Source organism: Pseudomonas sp. SORGH_AS_0199, from assembly GCF_031453735.1.
Lineage (GTDB): Bacteria > Pseudomonadota > Gammaproteobacteria > Pseudomonadales > Pseudomonadaceae > Chryseomonas > Chryseomonas aestiva.
Window position 1 is genome coordinate 199,124 of the sequence record NZ_JAVJAE010000001.1, and the last position, 15,963, is coordinate 215,086.

16 protein-coding genes are annotated in these 15,963 nt (G+C 68.4%); 9 read left to right on the forward strand and 7 right to left on the reverse strand.

The window, feature by feature from the left end:
• Nucleotides 1–56: 56 nt before the first annotated feature.
• Nucleotides 57–1,547 (forward strand): YifB family Mg chelatase-like AAA ATPase, encoded by a 1,491-nt coding sequence (locus QE444_RS00955; protein WP_285385644.1) that lies wholly within the window; start codon nt 57–59, stop codon nt 1,545–1,547.
• Here the strand turns inward: QE444_RS00955 and QE444_RS00960 are convergent.
• The 3 genes from QE444_RS00960 to QE444_RS00970 form a co-directional block, all read right to left on the reverse strand.
• On the reverse strand, nt 1,544–1,735 hold the full coding sequence (locus QE444_RS00960) for a hypothetical protein (protein ID WP_027597468.1): 192 nt from the start codon (nt 1,733–1,735) through the stop codon (nt 1,544–1,546). The two genes, QE444_RS00955 and QE444_RS00960, sit on opposite strands and share 4 nt — an antisense overlap.
• A gap of 127 nt (nt 1,736–1,862) precedes the next feature.
• Nucleotides 1,863–3,833 carry a methyl-accepting chemotaxis protein gene (locus QE444_RS00965; protein WP_285385646.1) on the reverse strand — a complete coding sequence of 657 codons (1,971 nt, stop codon included), beginning with the start codon at nt 3,831–3,833 and terminating at the stop codon, nt 1,863–1,865.
• 160 nt (nt 3,834–3,993) lie between these two features.
• A complete protein-coding gene (locus tag QE444_RS00970) occupies nt 3,994–4,923 on the reverse strand; it encodes a LysR substrate-binding domain-containing protein (RefSeq protein WP_280308286.1) in 930 nt (309 codons plus the stop codon).
• A 108-nt stretch (nt 4,924–5,031) separates the two neighbouring features.
• Here QE444_RS00970 and QE444_RS00975 point away from each other — a divergent pair, with 108 nt between their 5' ends.
• Nucleotides 5,032–6,435 (forward strand): NorM family multidrug efflux MATE transporter, encoded by a 1,404-nt coding sequence (locus QE444_RS00975; RefSeq protein WP_285385648.1) that lies wholly within the window; start codon nt 5,032–5,034, stop codon nt 6,433–6,435.
• Between the two features lie 118 nt (nt 6,436–6,553).
• Nucleotides 6,554–7,195, forward strand: coding sequence for a response regulator transcription factor (locus tag QE444_RS00980; RefSeq protein ID WP_133862003.1), 642 nt, complete (start codon nt 6,554–6,556; stop codon nt 7,193–7,195).
• Here QE444_RS00980 and QE444_RS00985 read toward each other — a convergent pair.
• Nucleotides 7,188–8,819, reverse strand: a complete 1,632-nt coding sequence (locus QE444_RS00985) for a hybrid sensor histidine kinase/response regulator (protein WP_285385650.1) — start codon at nt 8,817–8,819, stop codon at nt 7,188–7,190. The genes QE444_RS00980 and QE444_RS00985 overlap by 8 nt on opposite strands.
• On the reverse strand, nt 8,816–9,493 hold the full coding sequence (locus QE444_RS00990; protein WP_285385653.1) for a YoaK family protein: 678 nt from the start codon (nt 9,491–9,493) through the stop codon (nt 8,816–8,818). Before QE444_RS00990 ends, QE444_RS00985 begins: the two co-directional genes overlap by 4 nt.
• 127 nt (nt 9,494–9,620) lie before the next feature.
• Between QE444_RS00990 and QE444_RS00995 the strand changes: the two genes are divergently transcribed.
• Both QE444_RS00995 and QE444_RS01000 read left to right on the forward strand, forming a co-directional pair.
• Nucleotides 9,621–10,466 (forward strand): EamA family transporter, encoded by an 846-nt coding sequence (locus QE444_RS00995; RefSeq protein WP_285385655.1) that lies wholly within the window; start codon nt 9,621–9,623, stop codon nt 10,464–10,466.
• Between the two features lie 54 nt (nt 10,467–10,520).
• Entirely contained in the window at nt 10,521–11,570 is a 1,050-nt protein-coding gene (locus QE444_RS01000; protein ID WP_273862402.1) for a serine endopeptidase, read from the forward strand.
• Here QE444_RS01000 and QE444_RS01005 read toward each other — a convergent pair.
• Together QE444_RS01005 and QE444_RS01010 are read right to left on the reverse strand one after the other, a co-directional pair.
• A complete protein-coding gene (locus tag QE444_RS01005) occupies nt 11,567–12,121 on the reverse strand; it encodes a GNAT family N-acetyltransferase (RefSeq protein ID WP_273862403.1) in 555 nt (184 codons plus the stop codon). The two genes, QE444_RS01000 and QE444_RS01005, sit on opposite strands and share 4 nt — an antisense overlap.
• 42 nt (nt 12,122–12,163) lie before the next feature.
• Nucleotides 12,164–12,958 carry an OBAP family protein gene (locus tag QE444_RS01010; RefSeq protein WP_285385657.1) on the reverse strand — a complete coding sequence of 265 codons (795 nt, stop codon included), beginning with the start codon at nt 12,956–12,958 and terminating at the stop codon, nt 12,164–12,166.
• A 231-nt stretch (nt 12,959–13,189) separates the two neighbouring features.
• Here QE444_RS01010 and QE444_RS01015 point away from each other — a divergent pair, with 231 nt between their 5' ends.
• The 4 genes from QE444_RS01015 to QE444_RS01030 all read left to right on the forward strand — a co-directional run bounded on the left by QE444_RS01015 (nt 13,190) and on the right by QE444_RS01030 (nt 15,896).
• A complete protein-coding gene (locus QE444_RS01015; protein ID WP_285386026.1) occupies nt 13,190–13,948 on the forward strand; it encodes a ParA family protein in 759 nt (252 codons plus the stop codon).
• Between the two features lie 83 nt (nt 13,949–14,031).
• The gene (locus QE444_RS01020) at nt 14,032–14,724 is read left to right on the forward strand and encodes an AzlC family ABC transporter permease (RefSeq protein ID WP_273862405.1); all 693 of its coding nucleotides are present in this window, start codon (nt 14,032–14,034) and stop codon (nt 14,722–14,724) included.
• The gene (locus QE444_RS01025; RefSeq protein ID WP_133862009.1) at nt 14,721–15,032 is read left to right on the forward strand and encodes an AzlD domain-containing protein; all 312 of its coding nucleotides are present in this window, start codon (nt 14,721–14,723) and stop codon (nt 15,030–15,032) included. Before QE444_RS01020 ends, QE444_RS01025 begins: the two co-directional genes overlap by 4 nt.
• Before the next feature lie 36 nt (nt 15,033–15,068).
• Entirely contained in the window at nt 15,069–15,896 is an 828-nt protein-coding gene (locus QE444_RS01030) for an AraC family transcriptional regulator (protein ID WP_273862406.1), read from the forward strand.
• Nucleotides 15,897–15,963: the final 67 nt, after the last annotated feature.

The following is a 15,963-nucleotide window of genomic DNA, read 5'->3' on the forward strand; positions in this document are numbered from 1 at the left end:
GGGCGCGCCAGGATGGTGCAGCCCTGAGTTTGGCGAATCACGATCAAGGAGAGATCATGTCGCTTGCCCTCGTTCATACCCGCGCCCAGGTGGGCGTGGAAGCGCCGCCGGTATTGGTCGAGGCGCACCTGGCCAATGGCCTGCCCGCCCTCACCCTGGTCGGCCTGCCGGAAACCGCCGTCCGCGAAGCCAAGGATCGGGTGCGCAGCGCCATCCTCAATGCCGGCTTCGAATTCCCCAGTCGCCGCATCACCCTCAATCTCGCGCCCGCCGACCTGCCCAAGGACGGCGGCCGCTTCGACCTCGCCCTGGCCATCGGCATCCTCGCCGCCAGCGGACAGCTACCGACGCCGGGCCTCGACGGCTATGAATGCCTGGGTGAGCTGGCCCTGTCGGGCGCGGTGCGGGCGGTGCGCGGCGTGCTGCCTGCAGCGCTGGCGGCCCGAGCCGCCGGCCGCATCCTGGTGGTGCCCCGCGCCAACGCCGAGGAAGCCTGCCTGGCCAGTGGCCTCAGGGTGCTGGCGGTCGATCACCTGCTGGAGTTCGCCGGTCACCTGAGTGGCCAGGCCGTGCTGGCCCCCTATCAGCCCAGCGGCCTGCTGCGGACCCCATTGCCCTATCCCGATCTCGCCGAGGTGCAGGGCCAGCAGGCGGCCAAGCGCGCCCTGGTGGTGGCCGCGGCGGGTGCCCACAATCTCCTGCTGGCCGGTCCACCGGGAACCGGCAAGACCCTGCTCGCCAGTCGCCTGCCAGGGCTGCTGCCGCCCCTGGATGAAGAAGAGGCGCTGCAGGTGGCCGCCATCCATTCGGTGGCCGGCCCCGAGCCGCTGGAACACTGGCCGCAGCGACCCTTTCGCCAGCCGCATCATTCGGCGTCCGGTCCGGCGCTGGTGGGCGGCGGCAGCCGACCCGGTCCAGGCGAGATCACCCTGGCCCACCGCGGCGTGCTGTTTCTCGACGAATTGCCGGAATTCGATCGCAAGGTGCTGGAGGTGCTGCGCGAGCCCCTGGAGAGCGGCGAAATCGTCATCGCCCGGGCGCGGGAACGGGTACGCTTTCCGGCCCGCTTCCAGCTGGTGGCGGCGATGAATCCCTGTCCCTGCGGCTACCTGGGTGACCCCAGCGGCCGCTGCCGCTGCAGCCCGGAGCAGATTCAGCGCTATCGCGGCAAGCTGTCCGGTCCGCTGCTGGACCGTATCGACCTGCACCTGACGGTAGCCCGCGAGCACCTGCGGCTGGGCGCCTCAGCGGCCAGTGAGCTCACCACGGCGGAGGCCGCGCGCCAGGTGGCCGACGCCCGGACCATTCAGCTGGCGCGCCAGGGGCGACCCAACGCCCTGCTCGGTCTCGATCAACTGCACCAGGTCTGCGCCCTGAGCGAGGCCGATCAGCGTTGGCTGGAGGGCGCGGGCGAACGCCTGAATCTGTCCCTGCGCGCCCTGCACCGGGTGGTCAAGGTGGCCCGCACCCTGGCCGATCTCGCCGGCCAGGCCGAAATCCAGCGGCCACAGCTGGCGGAAGCGCTGCAGTATCGGGCGAGTCACTAGGCGCCGGCAGGCGGGCCGTAGTGTCGCGGCGGCTCCTGCAGGCGATCTCGCAGCGCCTGGTTTTCCTGGGCCAGCTCGAAGCACATGGCCCGCCACTGGTGGGCCAGCTCGCGATAATCGTCCCGCTCCGCCCGCAGCGTGGTCAGCATGCGTTCGACGGCCTGCACTGCCTCGTTGGATACGCCCATGACACCCTCCTCTTGTACTGTATTTGCATACAGTAGTCAGAGTATTGCAGCCAGGCAAGGGCCAAGGTACGCAGGAATGAAAAAGGGAGGCCTGAGCCTCCCTTTCGCTGCTGCCGGAACGCGCCGGTCAGTTGAACCGACCGACCTCGGCACTCAGGTCTTCCGCCAGATGACGCAGCTCGCCAGCGGTACCGGCCAGCACCTCGGCGGCATCGCGCTGGGCGGCGTTGTCCACGGCGATCGCCTGGATGTTGCGACTCAGGGCGGTGGCGGTGGTGCTCTGCTCGGCGGTGGCCTGGGCGATGCCGGAGAATTGCTCCACCGCCTCGGCGACCTGCTGGTCGATGCTGCGCAGCGCCTGGGCCACGTCGGCGTTGCGCGCCAGGCCCTGTTCCATCAGGCGATTGCCTTCGTCGATGGCGCCCATGGCACGCTGGGTCTCGCCCTGCACCGCGCCGATCATCTGCGAGATCTCGCGGGTGGCCTCGCTGGTGCGACCGGCCAATTGCCGGACTTCATCGGCGACCACGGCGAAGCCGCGGCCCTGCTCGCCGGCCCGGGCCGCTTCGATGGCGGCGTTGAGCGCCAGCAGGTTGGTCTGCTCGGCGATCCCGCTGATGACGCCGATGATGCCGCCAATCTGCTGGGAGCGGTCGTCCAGGCCCTTGATGAGTTCGGCGGTGCTGGCCAGGGAATCGGCGATCTGCTCCAGGGCACCCGAGGCGCCCTGCATGGCCTGAGTCCCGGTGCGGGTCTGCTGGGCGTTTTCCTGCACCAGGCGTTCGGTGCGCTGCATGCCGTCGGCGATGTTCTGGGCGGTGGCGCTGAATTCCTCCACGGCGCTGGCCATGCTGTCGATCTGGCTGGACTGCTCGGCAGAGCGTCTCAGGGTCTGGTCGGAAAGCTGGCTCAGTTGCTGGGAACGCTCGGTGACCGCGCGCGAAGAGCCACGGACCTGCTCAACGGTGGAGGCCAAGGCATCGGCCATCTGGTTGAAGCTCTGGGCGAGTTCGCCGATCTCGTCCTGGCTGCGCGCCTCGACGCGCACGCTGAGCTGACCGCGACCCAGGGCCTGGGCCCGCTCCACCAGTTGGCCCAGCGGCTTCAGCTTGTGGCGCAGCAGGACGACCGAGGCGACCACCGCCAGCACCAGGGCGATCAGGCTGCCGATGGCCAGGCGCAGGCCGACGGCGTGCACCGGGGCGTCCAGCTCGGCCTTGGGCAGGGTGGCGACCACGGTCCAGCCTTCGCCGGCGACCGGCGCGCTGACGCTGAGGAAGTCTTCATTGCCGTCCTGCCAGGTGTGTTCGCGCTGCTTGGGGTCGCTCTTGAGCGCGGCGAGCAGTTCGTCATTCTTTTTCGCATTGGCCGGCGGCACCAGCCAGTTGCCCTGCTCGTCGAGCAGGGCCAGGGAGCCGGTCTCGCCGATGCGCAGCTGGGTCAGCTGGGCCAGCTGCTGGGCCTGGGCGTCGGTGTAGTCGAAGCCGACGAAGAGCACGGCGATGACCTTGCCGCCGCCGTCGCGGACCGGGGTGTACTGGGTCATGTAGGAGCGTCCGAACAGCTGGGCGCGCCCGACGTAGTTCTGACCCTGCAGCAATCCGGCATAGGCCGGGTGCTTGCGATCGAGCTGGGTACCGATGGCGCGGCTGCCGTCCTGCTTCTTCAGCGAGGTGGTGATACGGGTAAAGTCGTCGCCATCGCGGACGAAGATGGTGGCGACGCCACCGGTCAGCCGGGTGAAGTCGTCGACCTGGCTGAAGTCGCTGTTCAGCGCCTGACCGGCGAACAGCAGGGCGGGGGCCGTGGCGCTGCCCAGGGGCAGTCGCTCGCCGGCCAGGCTCAGGCCGCCATCGAAGCGGCGCTCGAACAGGTTGGCCAGCCGTTGGGTGCTGATCTTCAGGGTGCTGAGAAAGGTCTGCTGCTGATCGGAGAGCAGCCGGGCCTCGCTACCCAGGTGCTTGCGCTGGGTGCCTTCGATGGACACGCTCAAGGCATGCAGGGCGAACAGACAGCTGCCGGCGATCACGACAATCAGTACCAGACTGAGGGCCAAGGCAAGTTGTCGGGCGATACTACGACGCGGGGAAATGACCATAGGGGGCTCCAAAGCGCCTACATCCCTGTAGGGCAGTACGAATTTGAGGGCAAGGGCGGTATCAGGGACCGACCGCTCTAGGGCGGTCTTCTTGGCGGTTAACTTTTATTTTATCGGCAGAGGTACGATGAACTAAAGCGAATGACAGCAGTCTGGCGCCTTATTTATGGCGAACGACCTCTGGAAGGCTTTGGGATGCCACTTCCCGTTGCAGGAAATCAGCCAGCTGGCGAAGGCGCGCCTGCCCCCGGCGATTGCGCGGCCAGACCAGGTAATAGGCATCACCGCTGGCCACCGCCTCGGGCCAGGGCAAGGCAATGAGTCCGGCCGCCACGTCTTCGGCGAGCATCACCAGATCGCCGATGGAAACCCCGTAGCCACGCGCGGCAGCGGCCATGCCCAGCTCCAGGGTGTCGAACACCTGGCCACCACTCAGGGGCACCGCCTGGGTCAGGCCCATGGCCTGCAGCCAGCGGCGCCAGTCGCGGCGGTCGAAGGTGGGATGCAGCAGTTCTTCCCCCTGCAGCCGCGCCAGGTCCCAGGCGCCCTCCCGGGCGGCAGCCGGCGAGCAGACCGGCACCAGCCACTCCTCGAACAGCGGCACCACCTCCCAGTCCACCGGGAAGCGGCCGTCGCCGAGCAGTACCGCGCAATCGAAGGGCTCATGGACGAAGTCGACCCGGTCGCTGGCCATCCAGACGCTGGTGAGCTGGATGTCCAGTTGCGGACTGAGCTGGCGAAAGCGCGCCAGCCGCGCCAGCAGCCAGCGCAGCGACAGGGTGGTGGGCGCCTTGAGTCTCAGGGTGCCCTCGGCCACGGCAAGATTGCCACAGGCCCGCGCCAGCGCCTCGAAGCCCTCGCTCAGCCCCGGCAAGAGCAGCTTGCCGGGCTCGGTCAGCGCCAGCTGACGCCCGGCGCGCTCGAACAGGCGGCAGCCAAAGGTCTCTTCCAGCGTCCGCACATGGCGACTGACCGCACTCTGGGTCAGCGACAACTCCTGGGCCGCGCGGGTGAAGGAGCCGTGGCGAGCGGCGGCCTCGAAGGCGCGCAGGGCATACAGCGGCGGCAGACGCGAGGGGTGCTCGGGCATGACTCAGACTCATGGATGGCATGGTTATTTTCCAATTGTGGGCGGCGCGCCCGCATCCAACAATGAGTTCTTGTCAAACGTCGGCCACCTGCTCAGCGAGATCCACCCATGTCTCTGCCGCGTCTCGAACTGCTCGCGCTGTTGCGTCTCGCCCTGCCCCTGATCGGTGCGCAGCTGGCCTATGTGGCCATGGTCTTCACCGACACCCTGATGATGGGCCGCCTGGGCCCGGCAGCCCTGGCCGGTGGCGGCCTGGGAGCGGCGGTCTACTCCTTCGTCTCGGTGATCTGCGTGGGCGTGATCACCGCGGTGGCCAATCTGGCGGCACTGCGCCGGGGTGCGGGGGATACCGAAGGGGTGGCGGCGGTCACTGCGGCCGGGATCTGGATCGCCGGGGTGCTGGCGCTGCTGGCCGGTACCCTGCTGTGGCATATCGAACCCCTGCTGGCCCTGGCCGGCCAGCCCGAAGAGAGTCGTCAGGCGGCCGGCGTCTTCCTGCGCTGCCTGGCCTTCGCCCTGCCCGGCCATCTGCTGTTCATGACCCTGCGCGGCTTCACCAGTGCTCTGGACCGCCCCGGACCGGTGCTGACCATCGTGCTCGGCGCGGCGCTGCTCAATGCCCTGTTCAATCTGGCGCTGCTGCACGGCTGGGGCGGCCTGCCGCAACCCGGGCTGCCGGGCATCGGCGCGGTGACTGCGGTGGTGATGAATGGCGCGGCCCTGGGCTTGGCGTTGTATATCGCCCGCCATCCGGCCTATGCCGCCTATCCTCTGGGTCGCTATCTGCGCCGTCCGGATCGCCGTGCCCTCGCCGACACCCTCGGCCAGGGCCTGGCTATCAGTGGCACCTATGCGGTGGAAGCCTGCCTGTTCCTGTCGGCGGCGCTGTGCATGGGCGCCCTGGGCGCCACGGCGCTGGCGGCCCATCAGATCGCCAACCAGCTGGTGTACCTGGTGTTCATGTTGCCCGCCGGACTCTCCTATGCCACCAGCATCCGCATCGGCCAGCACCAGGGCGCCGGGCGGCCGCGCGAGGCCCTGCTGGTGGGGCGACTGGCCATCGGCGGCGGCGCCCTGGTGATGCTGGGCATCGCCCTGCTGTTCTGGAGCTTTCCCGGCTGGCTGGTGAGGCTGTTCCTGGCGGATACGCAGAGCCCGGTGGCGGAGCTGGCACGCCAGCTGGTGCTGATCGCGGCGGTGTTCGTCATCTTCGACGGTACCCAGAGCATCGCCCAGGGTGCGCTGCGGGGTATCCGCCAGGCACGCCTGGGCTTCTACGGCGGATTGCTCTGCTACTGCCTGATCGGCGCCAGCGGTGCCTGGCTGCTGGGCGTCCAGCTGGGTATCGGCCCCCATGGCGTCTGGTGGGGCCTGGCATTCGGACTGGCCTGTGCGGCGCTGCTGCTGACCGGCGCCTTCGAGTGGCTGATGCGGCGGCAGCTGGGCGCGGGCGCTGCGGAGGCTGCGCCGGAGCCGCTGGCCGCGCCGCGCGGCCTGGCGCAAAACGGCTGAGCGCCGCGGCGGCCCAAGCGTTTTACCAAGTGGTCCACTTCTGACCGCTGCGCTAGACTAAAGGCTTTGGGCCACCCCGGCGTTGCGACCGGTGTTCCGGGCCCCAGGATAGCCAGAGATGCAACGTTTCATCGTCGCCGACGACCATCCGCTGTTTCGTGAAGGCCTGGTGCGCATTCTGCGCCAGCTGCAGCCACAGGCGCAGGTGGATCAGGCCGACAGCCTGCAACAGGTCCTGGAACTGGCGCGCCAGGGTGAGCCGCCCAGCGGGCTGCTGCTGGACCTGCTCTATCCTGGCCAGGACCTGAGCTTTTCGCTGCGCGCCCTGCGCCAGGAATTCAAGCGCAGCACCCTGATCGTGGTCTCGATGCTGGAAGACGCCACGGTGATCGAACATATCCTGGCAGCCGGTGTGGACGGCTTCATCGGCAAGGCGCTACCGCCGGCGGCCATGGCCGAGGCGATCGCCGACTGCCTCGCCGGACAACCTGTGGTGCGCTATGCCATGCCGAGCCTGGCCCCGGTCAACCTGACGCCTGATAACCGGGTGCAGGCGCTGACGCCGCGGCAACTGGAGGTGCTCGGCCTGATCACCCAGGGCCTGAGCAACAAGGAGATCGCCCGGATCCTGGCCATCTCGCCCTTTACCGTGCGCATCCATGTCTCCGCTCTGCTGCGTACCCTGGGCGTCAGCAGCCGCGCAGCGGCGGCCGCCTTCGGCGCCAAGGCCGGCCTTGGCTCCCAGCGCTCACTCAGCTAGCCGCGACGCGAAAGGCCAGCAGCAGGGCGCGCAATTCCGCCGGTCGCACCGGCTTGGCCAGCACCGGGATCTCGGCGTCGCCCAGCGCCTGCTGGACCTGGGGAATGTCATGGCCGGTCACCACGATGGCCGGGATGCGCCGACCCTGCAGCCGATTGAGATAGGCGATGCAATCGGCACCCGAGGCGCTGCGATCCAGATCGAAATCGGTGATCACCAAGTCGCAACTCACGGCGCCGGAGGGAATGCTGGTGGCAGTGGTGACCTCGCAGCCCCAGCTGCGCAACAGGGTCGCGGTGGCCAGCAGCACGTTGGCGTCGTCTTCGATGAGCAGGATCCGCCAGCCGGCGAGCAGGTGCTGGGGGCCGCTCACCGGCCGTGGGCGCGCCTCCAGCGGCAGGGTGGCCAGCGGCAGGCCCTGGAGCGCGACCGCGGTACCGCGGCCGGGGTGCGAACGGATGGTCAGTCGCAACTCGAGCAGGGTGGCGATGCGTTGCACGATGGACAACCCCAAGCCGACGCCCTCGATGTCGCGATCGCGCGTCTCGCGCACCCGATAGAATTCCTCGCACAGGTGCGGCAGGTGCTCGGCGGCGATGCCCGGCCCCTGGTCGTAGACCACCAGGGCGAGCTGGCCCTGGTGGAGGCGCACCGCCAGCAGCAGGGGCTTGCCGGGCGCGTACTTGAGGGCGTTGGACAGCAGATTCTGCAGCGAGGTGAGCAGCAGCGCCGGGTCGCTGTAGACCTGCAGGCCACAGGCGCGCCAGCGGATCTCCACCCCGGCCCAGCGCGCCGCCTCCGCGTTCTGCCGCACCAGGTCGCCGAACAGGGTATCCAGATCGACCACCGTGCGTCGCGGACTGACCTGCTTCTGATCGAGGGTGTAGATGTCCAGCAGCGAACGGAACAGCTGCTCGACGCCGAGCAGCGAGCGGTCGATGTTGTCGACCAGCCGCTCCTGATCGGCGCTCAGCTGGCCATCGCGCAGGCAGGCGGTGAACAGGCCGATGGAGTGGATCGGCTGGCGCAGATCGTGGCTGGCCTGGGCCAGGAAGCGCGCCTTGGCCAGGTTGGCCGCCTGGGTCTCGTGCAGCGAATCCTGAATGCGGGTCAGCAGGAAATGCACGTAGCCGGGCACCAGCAGCGCGGTCACCAGCATCATCAGGGCCACCGTGGGATAGCGCTGCAGGAAGGGCATCCCGGCGATGATGGCGGTCAGGGCGGTCAGCGATAGCCCGGTGGCCAGCAGCAGGTAGCCGCGCCCATAGCGCAGGCCGTTGCCCACCGTGACCCAGAGCAGCACGCCGAACAGTGGCAGCAGGGCCTCGCCGCTGGTGATGGAGGAAAAGGTGATGGCGCTGAAGTCCAGGCTCATGGCCAGCAGGCGCCGCCAGGGCTTCACTCCCGGCCGCCGGCGGATCTCGAAGAACAGGCCGACGGCCAGCACGGCGAACAGGGCGTAGCACAGCAGGTTGGCCAGCAGGATGGCGGTATCGAACAGCCCCCAGGCCCAGGCGCCGGTGATGTAGGCCGAGGCCGGCAGGATGAAGGCCAAACGGACCTTGGCCTGGCCGAGTTCGGGATCGCGGGGGCGGACGCCCAGGGTCTGGGTCGCTGCGTTCATGAGGCCAGATAACCCAGTTGCCAGGCTCGCGGGATCAGGCGAAAGATCACCGCCAGGATGGCGGCCAGGGCCGCGCTGGCGTACCAGGCCGCCAGGCCCAGTCCCGCCTCCAGGGCAGCGCCCAGCACCCCGCCGAGCAGCATGCCCAGCCAGGGCACCAGCTGGATGCGCCAGCCGCGGCGGCGTTCGCCCAGCAGCCAGTGACCCAGGCCGCGTCCGAAACGCGACAGGGCGCCGGTGACATAGGTGAGGCCGATGGGCAGGCCGTAGACCTGCTCCACCACCGCATTGACCATGCCCATGGCGAACACCCCGGTCAGCAGCGCCAGGTGGCCCAGGGGCAGGCTGGCCGCCAGCGCCAGCAGCAGGGCCAGCAGGCCGAGCAGCAGGCAGGCGCGCTGGCGGGTCAGCCGCTGCAGCAGCACACCGCCGGCATTGCCCAACACGAAGGTGCCGATGGCCAGCGCCAGGTGCCCCGCGGCAGTCCAGCGGCCTGCCGCCACATCGGCAGCAAGACGGGTGGTATTGCCGCTCATGAAGGAGACGAAGTCGCCGGTGGCGAGAAAGCCGATGGCATCGGTCATGCCGGCCAGCAGCGACAGACCGGCGACCAGCGCCAGGCCGACCGCGCCATGCCGTGGTGTCACGGGCGGAAGAGAAGTAGAGGGATTCATGGCAGCCATCCTGGCGCGGCAGCGAAACACGGCTGCCAGTGTGGAACGTCCAGGGTTCCGGCGCCATGGGCGGCCTCTTGGAAGGCGCCCTGGGCTAGACTGATGGACCCGCCTGGCCGGAGGCCTCGTGACCACGCCCCTGTTCGCCCTGGTATTGCTCGCCGCCCTTTTGCACGCCGGCTGGAACGCCCTGCTCAAGATCGGCCTCGACCGCTTTCTCACCGCCAGTCTGATCCAGATCGGCGCCGGCCTTGCCGCGCTGCTGGCGCTGCCCTTCGTCGTCCTGCCGCCCGCGGCGGCCTGGCCCTGGATCGCCCTCTCCGCCCTGCTGCACATCGGCTACAACGCCTTTCTCGCCCGCGCCTATCGCTATGGCGATCTCGGCCAGGTCTATCCCCTCTCCCGCGGCAGCGCGCCGTTGCTGGTCAGCCTGGTGGCCTTTCTCGCCCTCGGCGAAAGGCTTTCGCCACCCGCCCTGCTCGGCCTCGGCCTGCTGGTGACCGGGCTCGCCCTGATGGCGCTGCTCGGCGCTCGGCGCGGCACGCCACCCAGCCTGGCGCTGCTGGTCTGCGCCTTCACCACCGGCAGCTTCATCGCCGCCTACACCCTGGCCGATGCCCTCGGCGCCCGCGCCAGTGGCAATGCCGTGGCCTATGCCCTCTGGCTGTTCGCGGTCAACGGCGTGGTGGCGGCGCTGGTCCTGCGGCTGAGCCGCGGCGCCGCGGCCTTCGCCGGGCTCGGTCCGCACTGGCGCGCCGGGCTGGCGGGCGGGGTCATGTCGATGCTGGCCTACAGCCTGGTGATCGTCGCCACCACCCAGGCGCCCATCGGCCTGGTCTCGGCGCTGCGAGAGACCAGCGTGCTGTTCGCCCTGCTGATCGGGGTCTTCTGGCTGCACGAAAGCCTGCCGCTGGGCCGCATCTGCGCCGGCCTGGCCATCTTCGCCGGGGTGGTGGCGATCAAGCTGGCCTGAACGGAGCGCCGCGGGAGCGGCTAAGCTGAGCCTTCTTTCGACCAGGACGGACCCATGGGCAAATCGCTGCGACTCTCGGAAAAATGGTTCAACCGCGGCCTCTGGCTGCTGGCGCTGGTATTCGCCGGCTTTCTCATCGGCCTGGGCGGCACCCTGGTCGGCGATCTGCCCCAGGTGGAGCAGCAGCAGCGTCTGGAAGACTTCATGGACCCCGCCGCCACCGCCGCGGCCCGGGAAGATCAGCGCCAGGCCCAGCTGGCCAGCCGTCAGGCCAGCGACGCCCTGGAACAGGCGCAATTGCGGCAGACCGCGGCCGCGAGCAGCTACCAGGCCAATCGCGAGACCTTCGACAACTGGCTGGCGACCCGTCAGACCACCCAGCGCCCCGAGCAGGATGCCGAACTGATCGCCCGCAGCCGCGTCCTGGACGAACTCAAGGCCGGCGAGCGGGTGGCGGAGCAGGAGGTGGAACGCCAGCAGCAGGCGCTGCTGGATGCCGAGCAGCGCGCCGACAATGCGCAGCGCAGCCTGGCCACCCTCGGTGAGTCGGCGCAGTCGGCCTGGCTGGAGGCGCGCCAGCAGGCCGAGCTGCGGGTCTTCCTCTATCGCCTGGCGCTGACCCTGCCCCTGCTGGCGGTGGCGGCCTGGCTGTTCGTCCGCCAGCGCAAGAGCACCTGGTGGCCCTTCGTCTGGGGCTTCATCTTCTTCGCGCTGTTCGCCTTCTTCGTCGAGCTGGTGCCCTATCTACCCAGCTATGGCGGCTATGTGCGCTATCTGGTGGGCATCCTGCTGACCGTCCTGGGCGGACGCTACGCCATCCGTGCCCTGCAGGACTATCGCGCCCGCCTGGCGCTCAAGGAAGCCCAGCCGGACACCGTCAGGCGCGAAGAGCTGCACTACGACACCGCCCTGGCGCGGCTGGCCAAGGGCGTCTGTCCCGGTTGCGAGCGGCCGGTGGACCTCAAGGACCCGGGGATCGACTTCTGCCCCCATTGCGGCATCGGCCTGCACGACCACTGCGGCGCCTGCCAGACCCGCAAGAGCGCCTTCGCGCATTTCTGCCACGCCTGTGGGACGGCGGCGCGTGGAGGGCCAGGCGCCTAATCCCGGTTCTTTTGCGTCAGCAACCAGGTCTCCCTACTCAGCTCCCACAACTCCGAGGGCAATTTGCCGCAAACATAGTCGGATTCCTCTTTTGCTATGAGGCGCATCCCCTCGCGGTGCGATAAACGCCGCGACCCGTCGTTTAAGGCTGCCTTGGGCACACGCATACACGGGCGCCGCAGGTCCTCGAACCAAAAGGTATTCACCGCAGCGCAGGCCTCGCTCATGAGCCCCTGTTGCCAAAAAGCTGGAGAAAGCCAGAAACCGCGGTTGTTATCTGGCTCGTCATGCAGGCTGATGACGCCGATCAGGACTTCTGGATCGCTACGTAGGCGCAGTGACCAGTGCCATTCAATACCCCGCGCCATGGCCGGCAAAGCGATGTCCTGCAAGAAACGCCGAGCGCCATCTTCCGGGTAAGGCCAGGGAATATGCGCGGTCATGTACCGCACGATCTCCCATTGCGGAAAGATCCGCTGGATCGCTTCTGCATCCTCTAGTTGCAAGGGGCGTAGCAGCAGGCGGGGCGTCTGCAGCATGGGCAACGGCATGGCGGACTCCGGTCAGGTTCCCGACCGGAGCCTAACCTACCTTCAGGGCTTGTTCGAACTGGCGTTGACGCCCTTCTCGGTGTGCTCGCCGGCGTGCTTGTGCAGCTGGCCGGTGGGGTCCTGCAGCTGGATGACCCTGCCCTGCTGCCAGGCATCGGCGCCGGGGACGACCGTGGGCGTGGGCAGATCGGCGCGGGCGGCCTTGGTCTCGGTGGAGGAGACGCCCAGGCGGCGGTCACGCTCGGCGAGCAGCTTGGGATCGAGCTGGCCATCGGCGGTGAAGCCCATCATCAGCTGGGGCACGCCCAGCGGCAGCTGCAGGTCCTGATCGGTATGCCAGGTGTGCCAGGTCTTGCCGTAGGTATGCACCAGCTTGTCCATCAGCCGGTGCTCGGCCACCTGGGGCACGCCGGGCGCGACCAGCTGACCCGACTTCACCTCGTGCACATGGCTGTGCCAGAGCGCCTGCTCGGCCGCGGGCAGGGTCTTGAACAGCCGCTCGCTGATGATGTACTCGACGCCCATCAGCTTGGCATCGGTGACATTGCCGTCGTAGATCACGCACTGGAACATCTCTTCGCCCAGGACGCTGCAATAGTGGTGAGCTTCCATCTGGCTAGCGGGGTGGCCGTTGTAGAAATGGAAGCCGTCCAGATAGGTGTTGAGGGCGGCGATGGGCGGCTTGCGCTGCAGCACGTCGGCGCCGGCTTCGAGCACTCGGGTATCGGTCTGGGCGGGGGTACCCGGCACCGGTACCGGCGACTGGGTATCATTGGCGGCCTGGGTCAGAGGGGCGCAGGCGAGCAGCAGCAAGGCAGGGAGTCGGCGGGTATTCATGGCGGATTCTCGACGGGAGCTTGCCGAGTTCGAAGGCCGGGCAGACGCCAAGGTTCCACCGCTGCGCTAGGCTCGTCATATGAATGTCATGCAACGGCCATAAATTCGTCATCGTCTGCGCCTGGCCTTTCGGTATAAGCGAAACGCCACCGCCACACCTTTGCACCTCTGGCCTCTTCTCTCTGTCGGGACGACTCAATGAACGCACACAGCTCTCCCTCTGGTCATGCCCTGCGCCGCGTGGTCTTCAACAAGAAGGGCGGTGTCGGCAAGTCCAGCATCGCCTGCAACCTGGCGGCCATCAGCGCCCACGAAGGCTATCGCACCCTGCTGGTGGATCTCGATCCCCAGGCCAACTCCAGCCAGTACCTCACCGGCCAGGTGGGCGACGACCTGCCCCACGGCATCGCCGACTTCTTCAAGCAGACCCTAAGCGGCGGCAAGAAGGCCCAGGCCAACATCCATGCCACCGCCTGGCCGAATCTGGATCTGATCGCCGCCTCGGGCGAGCTGAGCGAGCTGCAGTTCAAGCTCGAAGCCAAGTACAAGATCCAGAAGCTCGCCAAGTACCTCGACAAGCTTGGCGAAGACTATGACCGCATCTACCTGGATACCCCGCCGGCGCTGAACTTCTACAGCATCTCGGCGCTGATCGCCGCCGACCGCTGCCTGATCCCCTTCGACTGCGATGTCTTCGCCCAGCAGGCGCTGTACGACCTGATCGAAGAGCTGGAGGAGATCCGCGAGGACTACAACGAGAAGCTCGCGGTCGAGGGCATCATCATCAACCAGTACCACGCCCAGGCCAGCACCCCGCGCCAGCTGATCGAGGAGCTCCAGGCGCGTGATCTGCCGGTACTGGCGGCGCCGCTGATGTCGTCGGTGAAGATGCGCGAATCCCACCAGCAGCATCGCCCGCTGATCCACCTGGACCCAGGCCATAAGCTGACCCGGCAGTACCTGGAGCTGTTCGCCCTGCTGGAAGGCTGAGGGCGCCACAGCGCAAGAACGTTCAAGACGGCGGCGACGCGGTGCGGCACCCTGGGCATCCCCTGCCTTCCGGAGCCCTGCCGATGACCGCTTCCCGCCGCCGCGCCTTCCTCCAGGGTGCCTGGCAGATCATGCCGCTGTCGCTGGCCTGCGCGCCCTGGGGCATCCTGGTCGGCGCCCTGGCCATCGAAACCGGCCTCAGCGTGCTGGAAGGCCAGGCCTTTTCCCTGCTGGTGTTCGCCGGGGCGGCGCAACTGGTGGCCCTGGGCATGCTCAAGGCCGGCGCGGGCCTCGCCGCCATCCTGCTGACCACTTTGCTGCTGACCTCCCAGCACCTGCTCTATGGCCTGCACATGAGACGCGTCCTGGCGCCCCAGCCGCTGCCCTGGCGGCTGGGTTTCGGCTTTCTGCTCACCGACGAATTCTTCGCCCTGAACCATGCCGAGCAACCGGCCGGCTTCGACCGCTGGCGCGCCCTGGGCATGGGTCTGAGTTTCTATCTGCTGTGGAATCTCTTCACCCTGGCCGGGCTGCTGCTGGGGCGGGTGCTGCCCAATCTGGGCGCCCTGGGCCTGGACTTTTCCATCGCCGCCACCTTCATCGCCCTGGTGGTGCCCCTGGTACGCGACCTGGCCACCGTGGCCTGCGTGCTCACCGCGCTGCTGGTGTCGGTGTGGCTGCATCACCTGCAATGGCAGGGCGCCCTGGTGCTGGGCGGCCTGGCGGGGATGAGCGCGGGCTTCGGGGTGCGCCGCCTGCGGGAGCGCCTGCAATGATCCTTGCCACCGTGCTCGGCATGGCCGTCCTGGTCTTCTGCAATCGCTATCTCTTTCTCGAACCGCGCCTGCCGCTGCGCCTGGGACGCAATCTGCGCACCTTCCTGGAATTCGCCGTGCCCGGGATGCTCACCGCCATCTGCGGCCCCATCCTGTTCTCCGGCGAAAGGACGCTGGCCGCGACCCTGGTCGACCCTTACCTGCTGGCGGCCCTGACCGCGGTGGGGCTGATGCTCTGGACGCGGCGGGTGCTGACCACGGTGATCCTCAGCATGGGCGTGTTCTACCTGCTACGCTGGCTCCTCTAGCGCCAGGATGGAACCGATCGGTGCCACGAGAGAGCCATGAACGGACAACAGGAAAACGCCCGCCTCTGGTCGGCCCGCGGGCTGGGCGGCGTCGAGCTGCTGCACGCCCGCTATCGCCGCCAGCGCTTCGCCCCCCATGTGCACGAAGGCTATGTGCTCACCGTGATCGAGCGCGGCGCCCAGCGCTTTAGCCACCGCGGCGCCGAGCACCTGGCCGCGGCCGGCAGCATGGTGCTGATCAACCCGGACGAGTTGCACACCGGTGCGACAGCGGTCGAGGAAGGCTGGCAGTACCGCGGCTTCTATCCGACGCTGGCGCAGCTGATGCCGGTCTTCGCCGAACTGGGATGCCCGATGGACGCCACCCCGGCCTTCGCCACCAGCGTGCTGCACGATCCCCAGGTGAGTGCGGCCTTCAGCCAGCTGCATCGGTTGGCCGACCATGGCGCCGAGGCGCTGGAGCAGCAGACCGCCTGGCGTGAGGCGCTGCTGTTGCTGTTCGGCCGCCACGCCTGCCTGGGCACTATCCCGCAGCCGGGTCGAGAACCCCTGGCGGTGCAGCGCGCCCGCGAATTGCTCGGCCAGCGGTTGCAGCAACCGCCCAGCCTCGAAGAGCTGGCCCAGGCCGTGGGGCTGTCGCCCTTTCATTTCCTGCGGGTGTTCCGCCGGGCGACGGGCCTGCCGCCCCACGCCTGGCTCAAGCAGCAGCGCCTGACCCGCGCCCAGGGCCTGCTGCGGGCCGGCTGGGCGCCCCTGGACGTGGCCCTGCAACTGGGCTTCGCCGACCAGAGTCATCTCACTCGCCAGTTCAAGCAGGCCTACGGGGTGGCACCGGGCGCCTATCGCCGCGCCTGGCACGGCTAGCCGGACACCGACGAACGGTCCTGGCCGCTGAAGCGGCGTGCCAGAGCCCTGCAAGCGGTAACGAGGC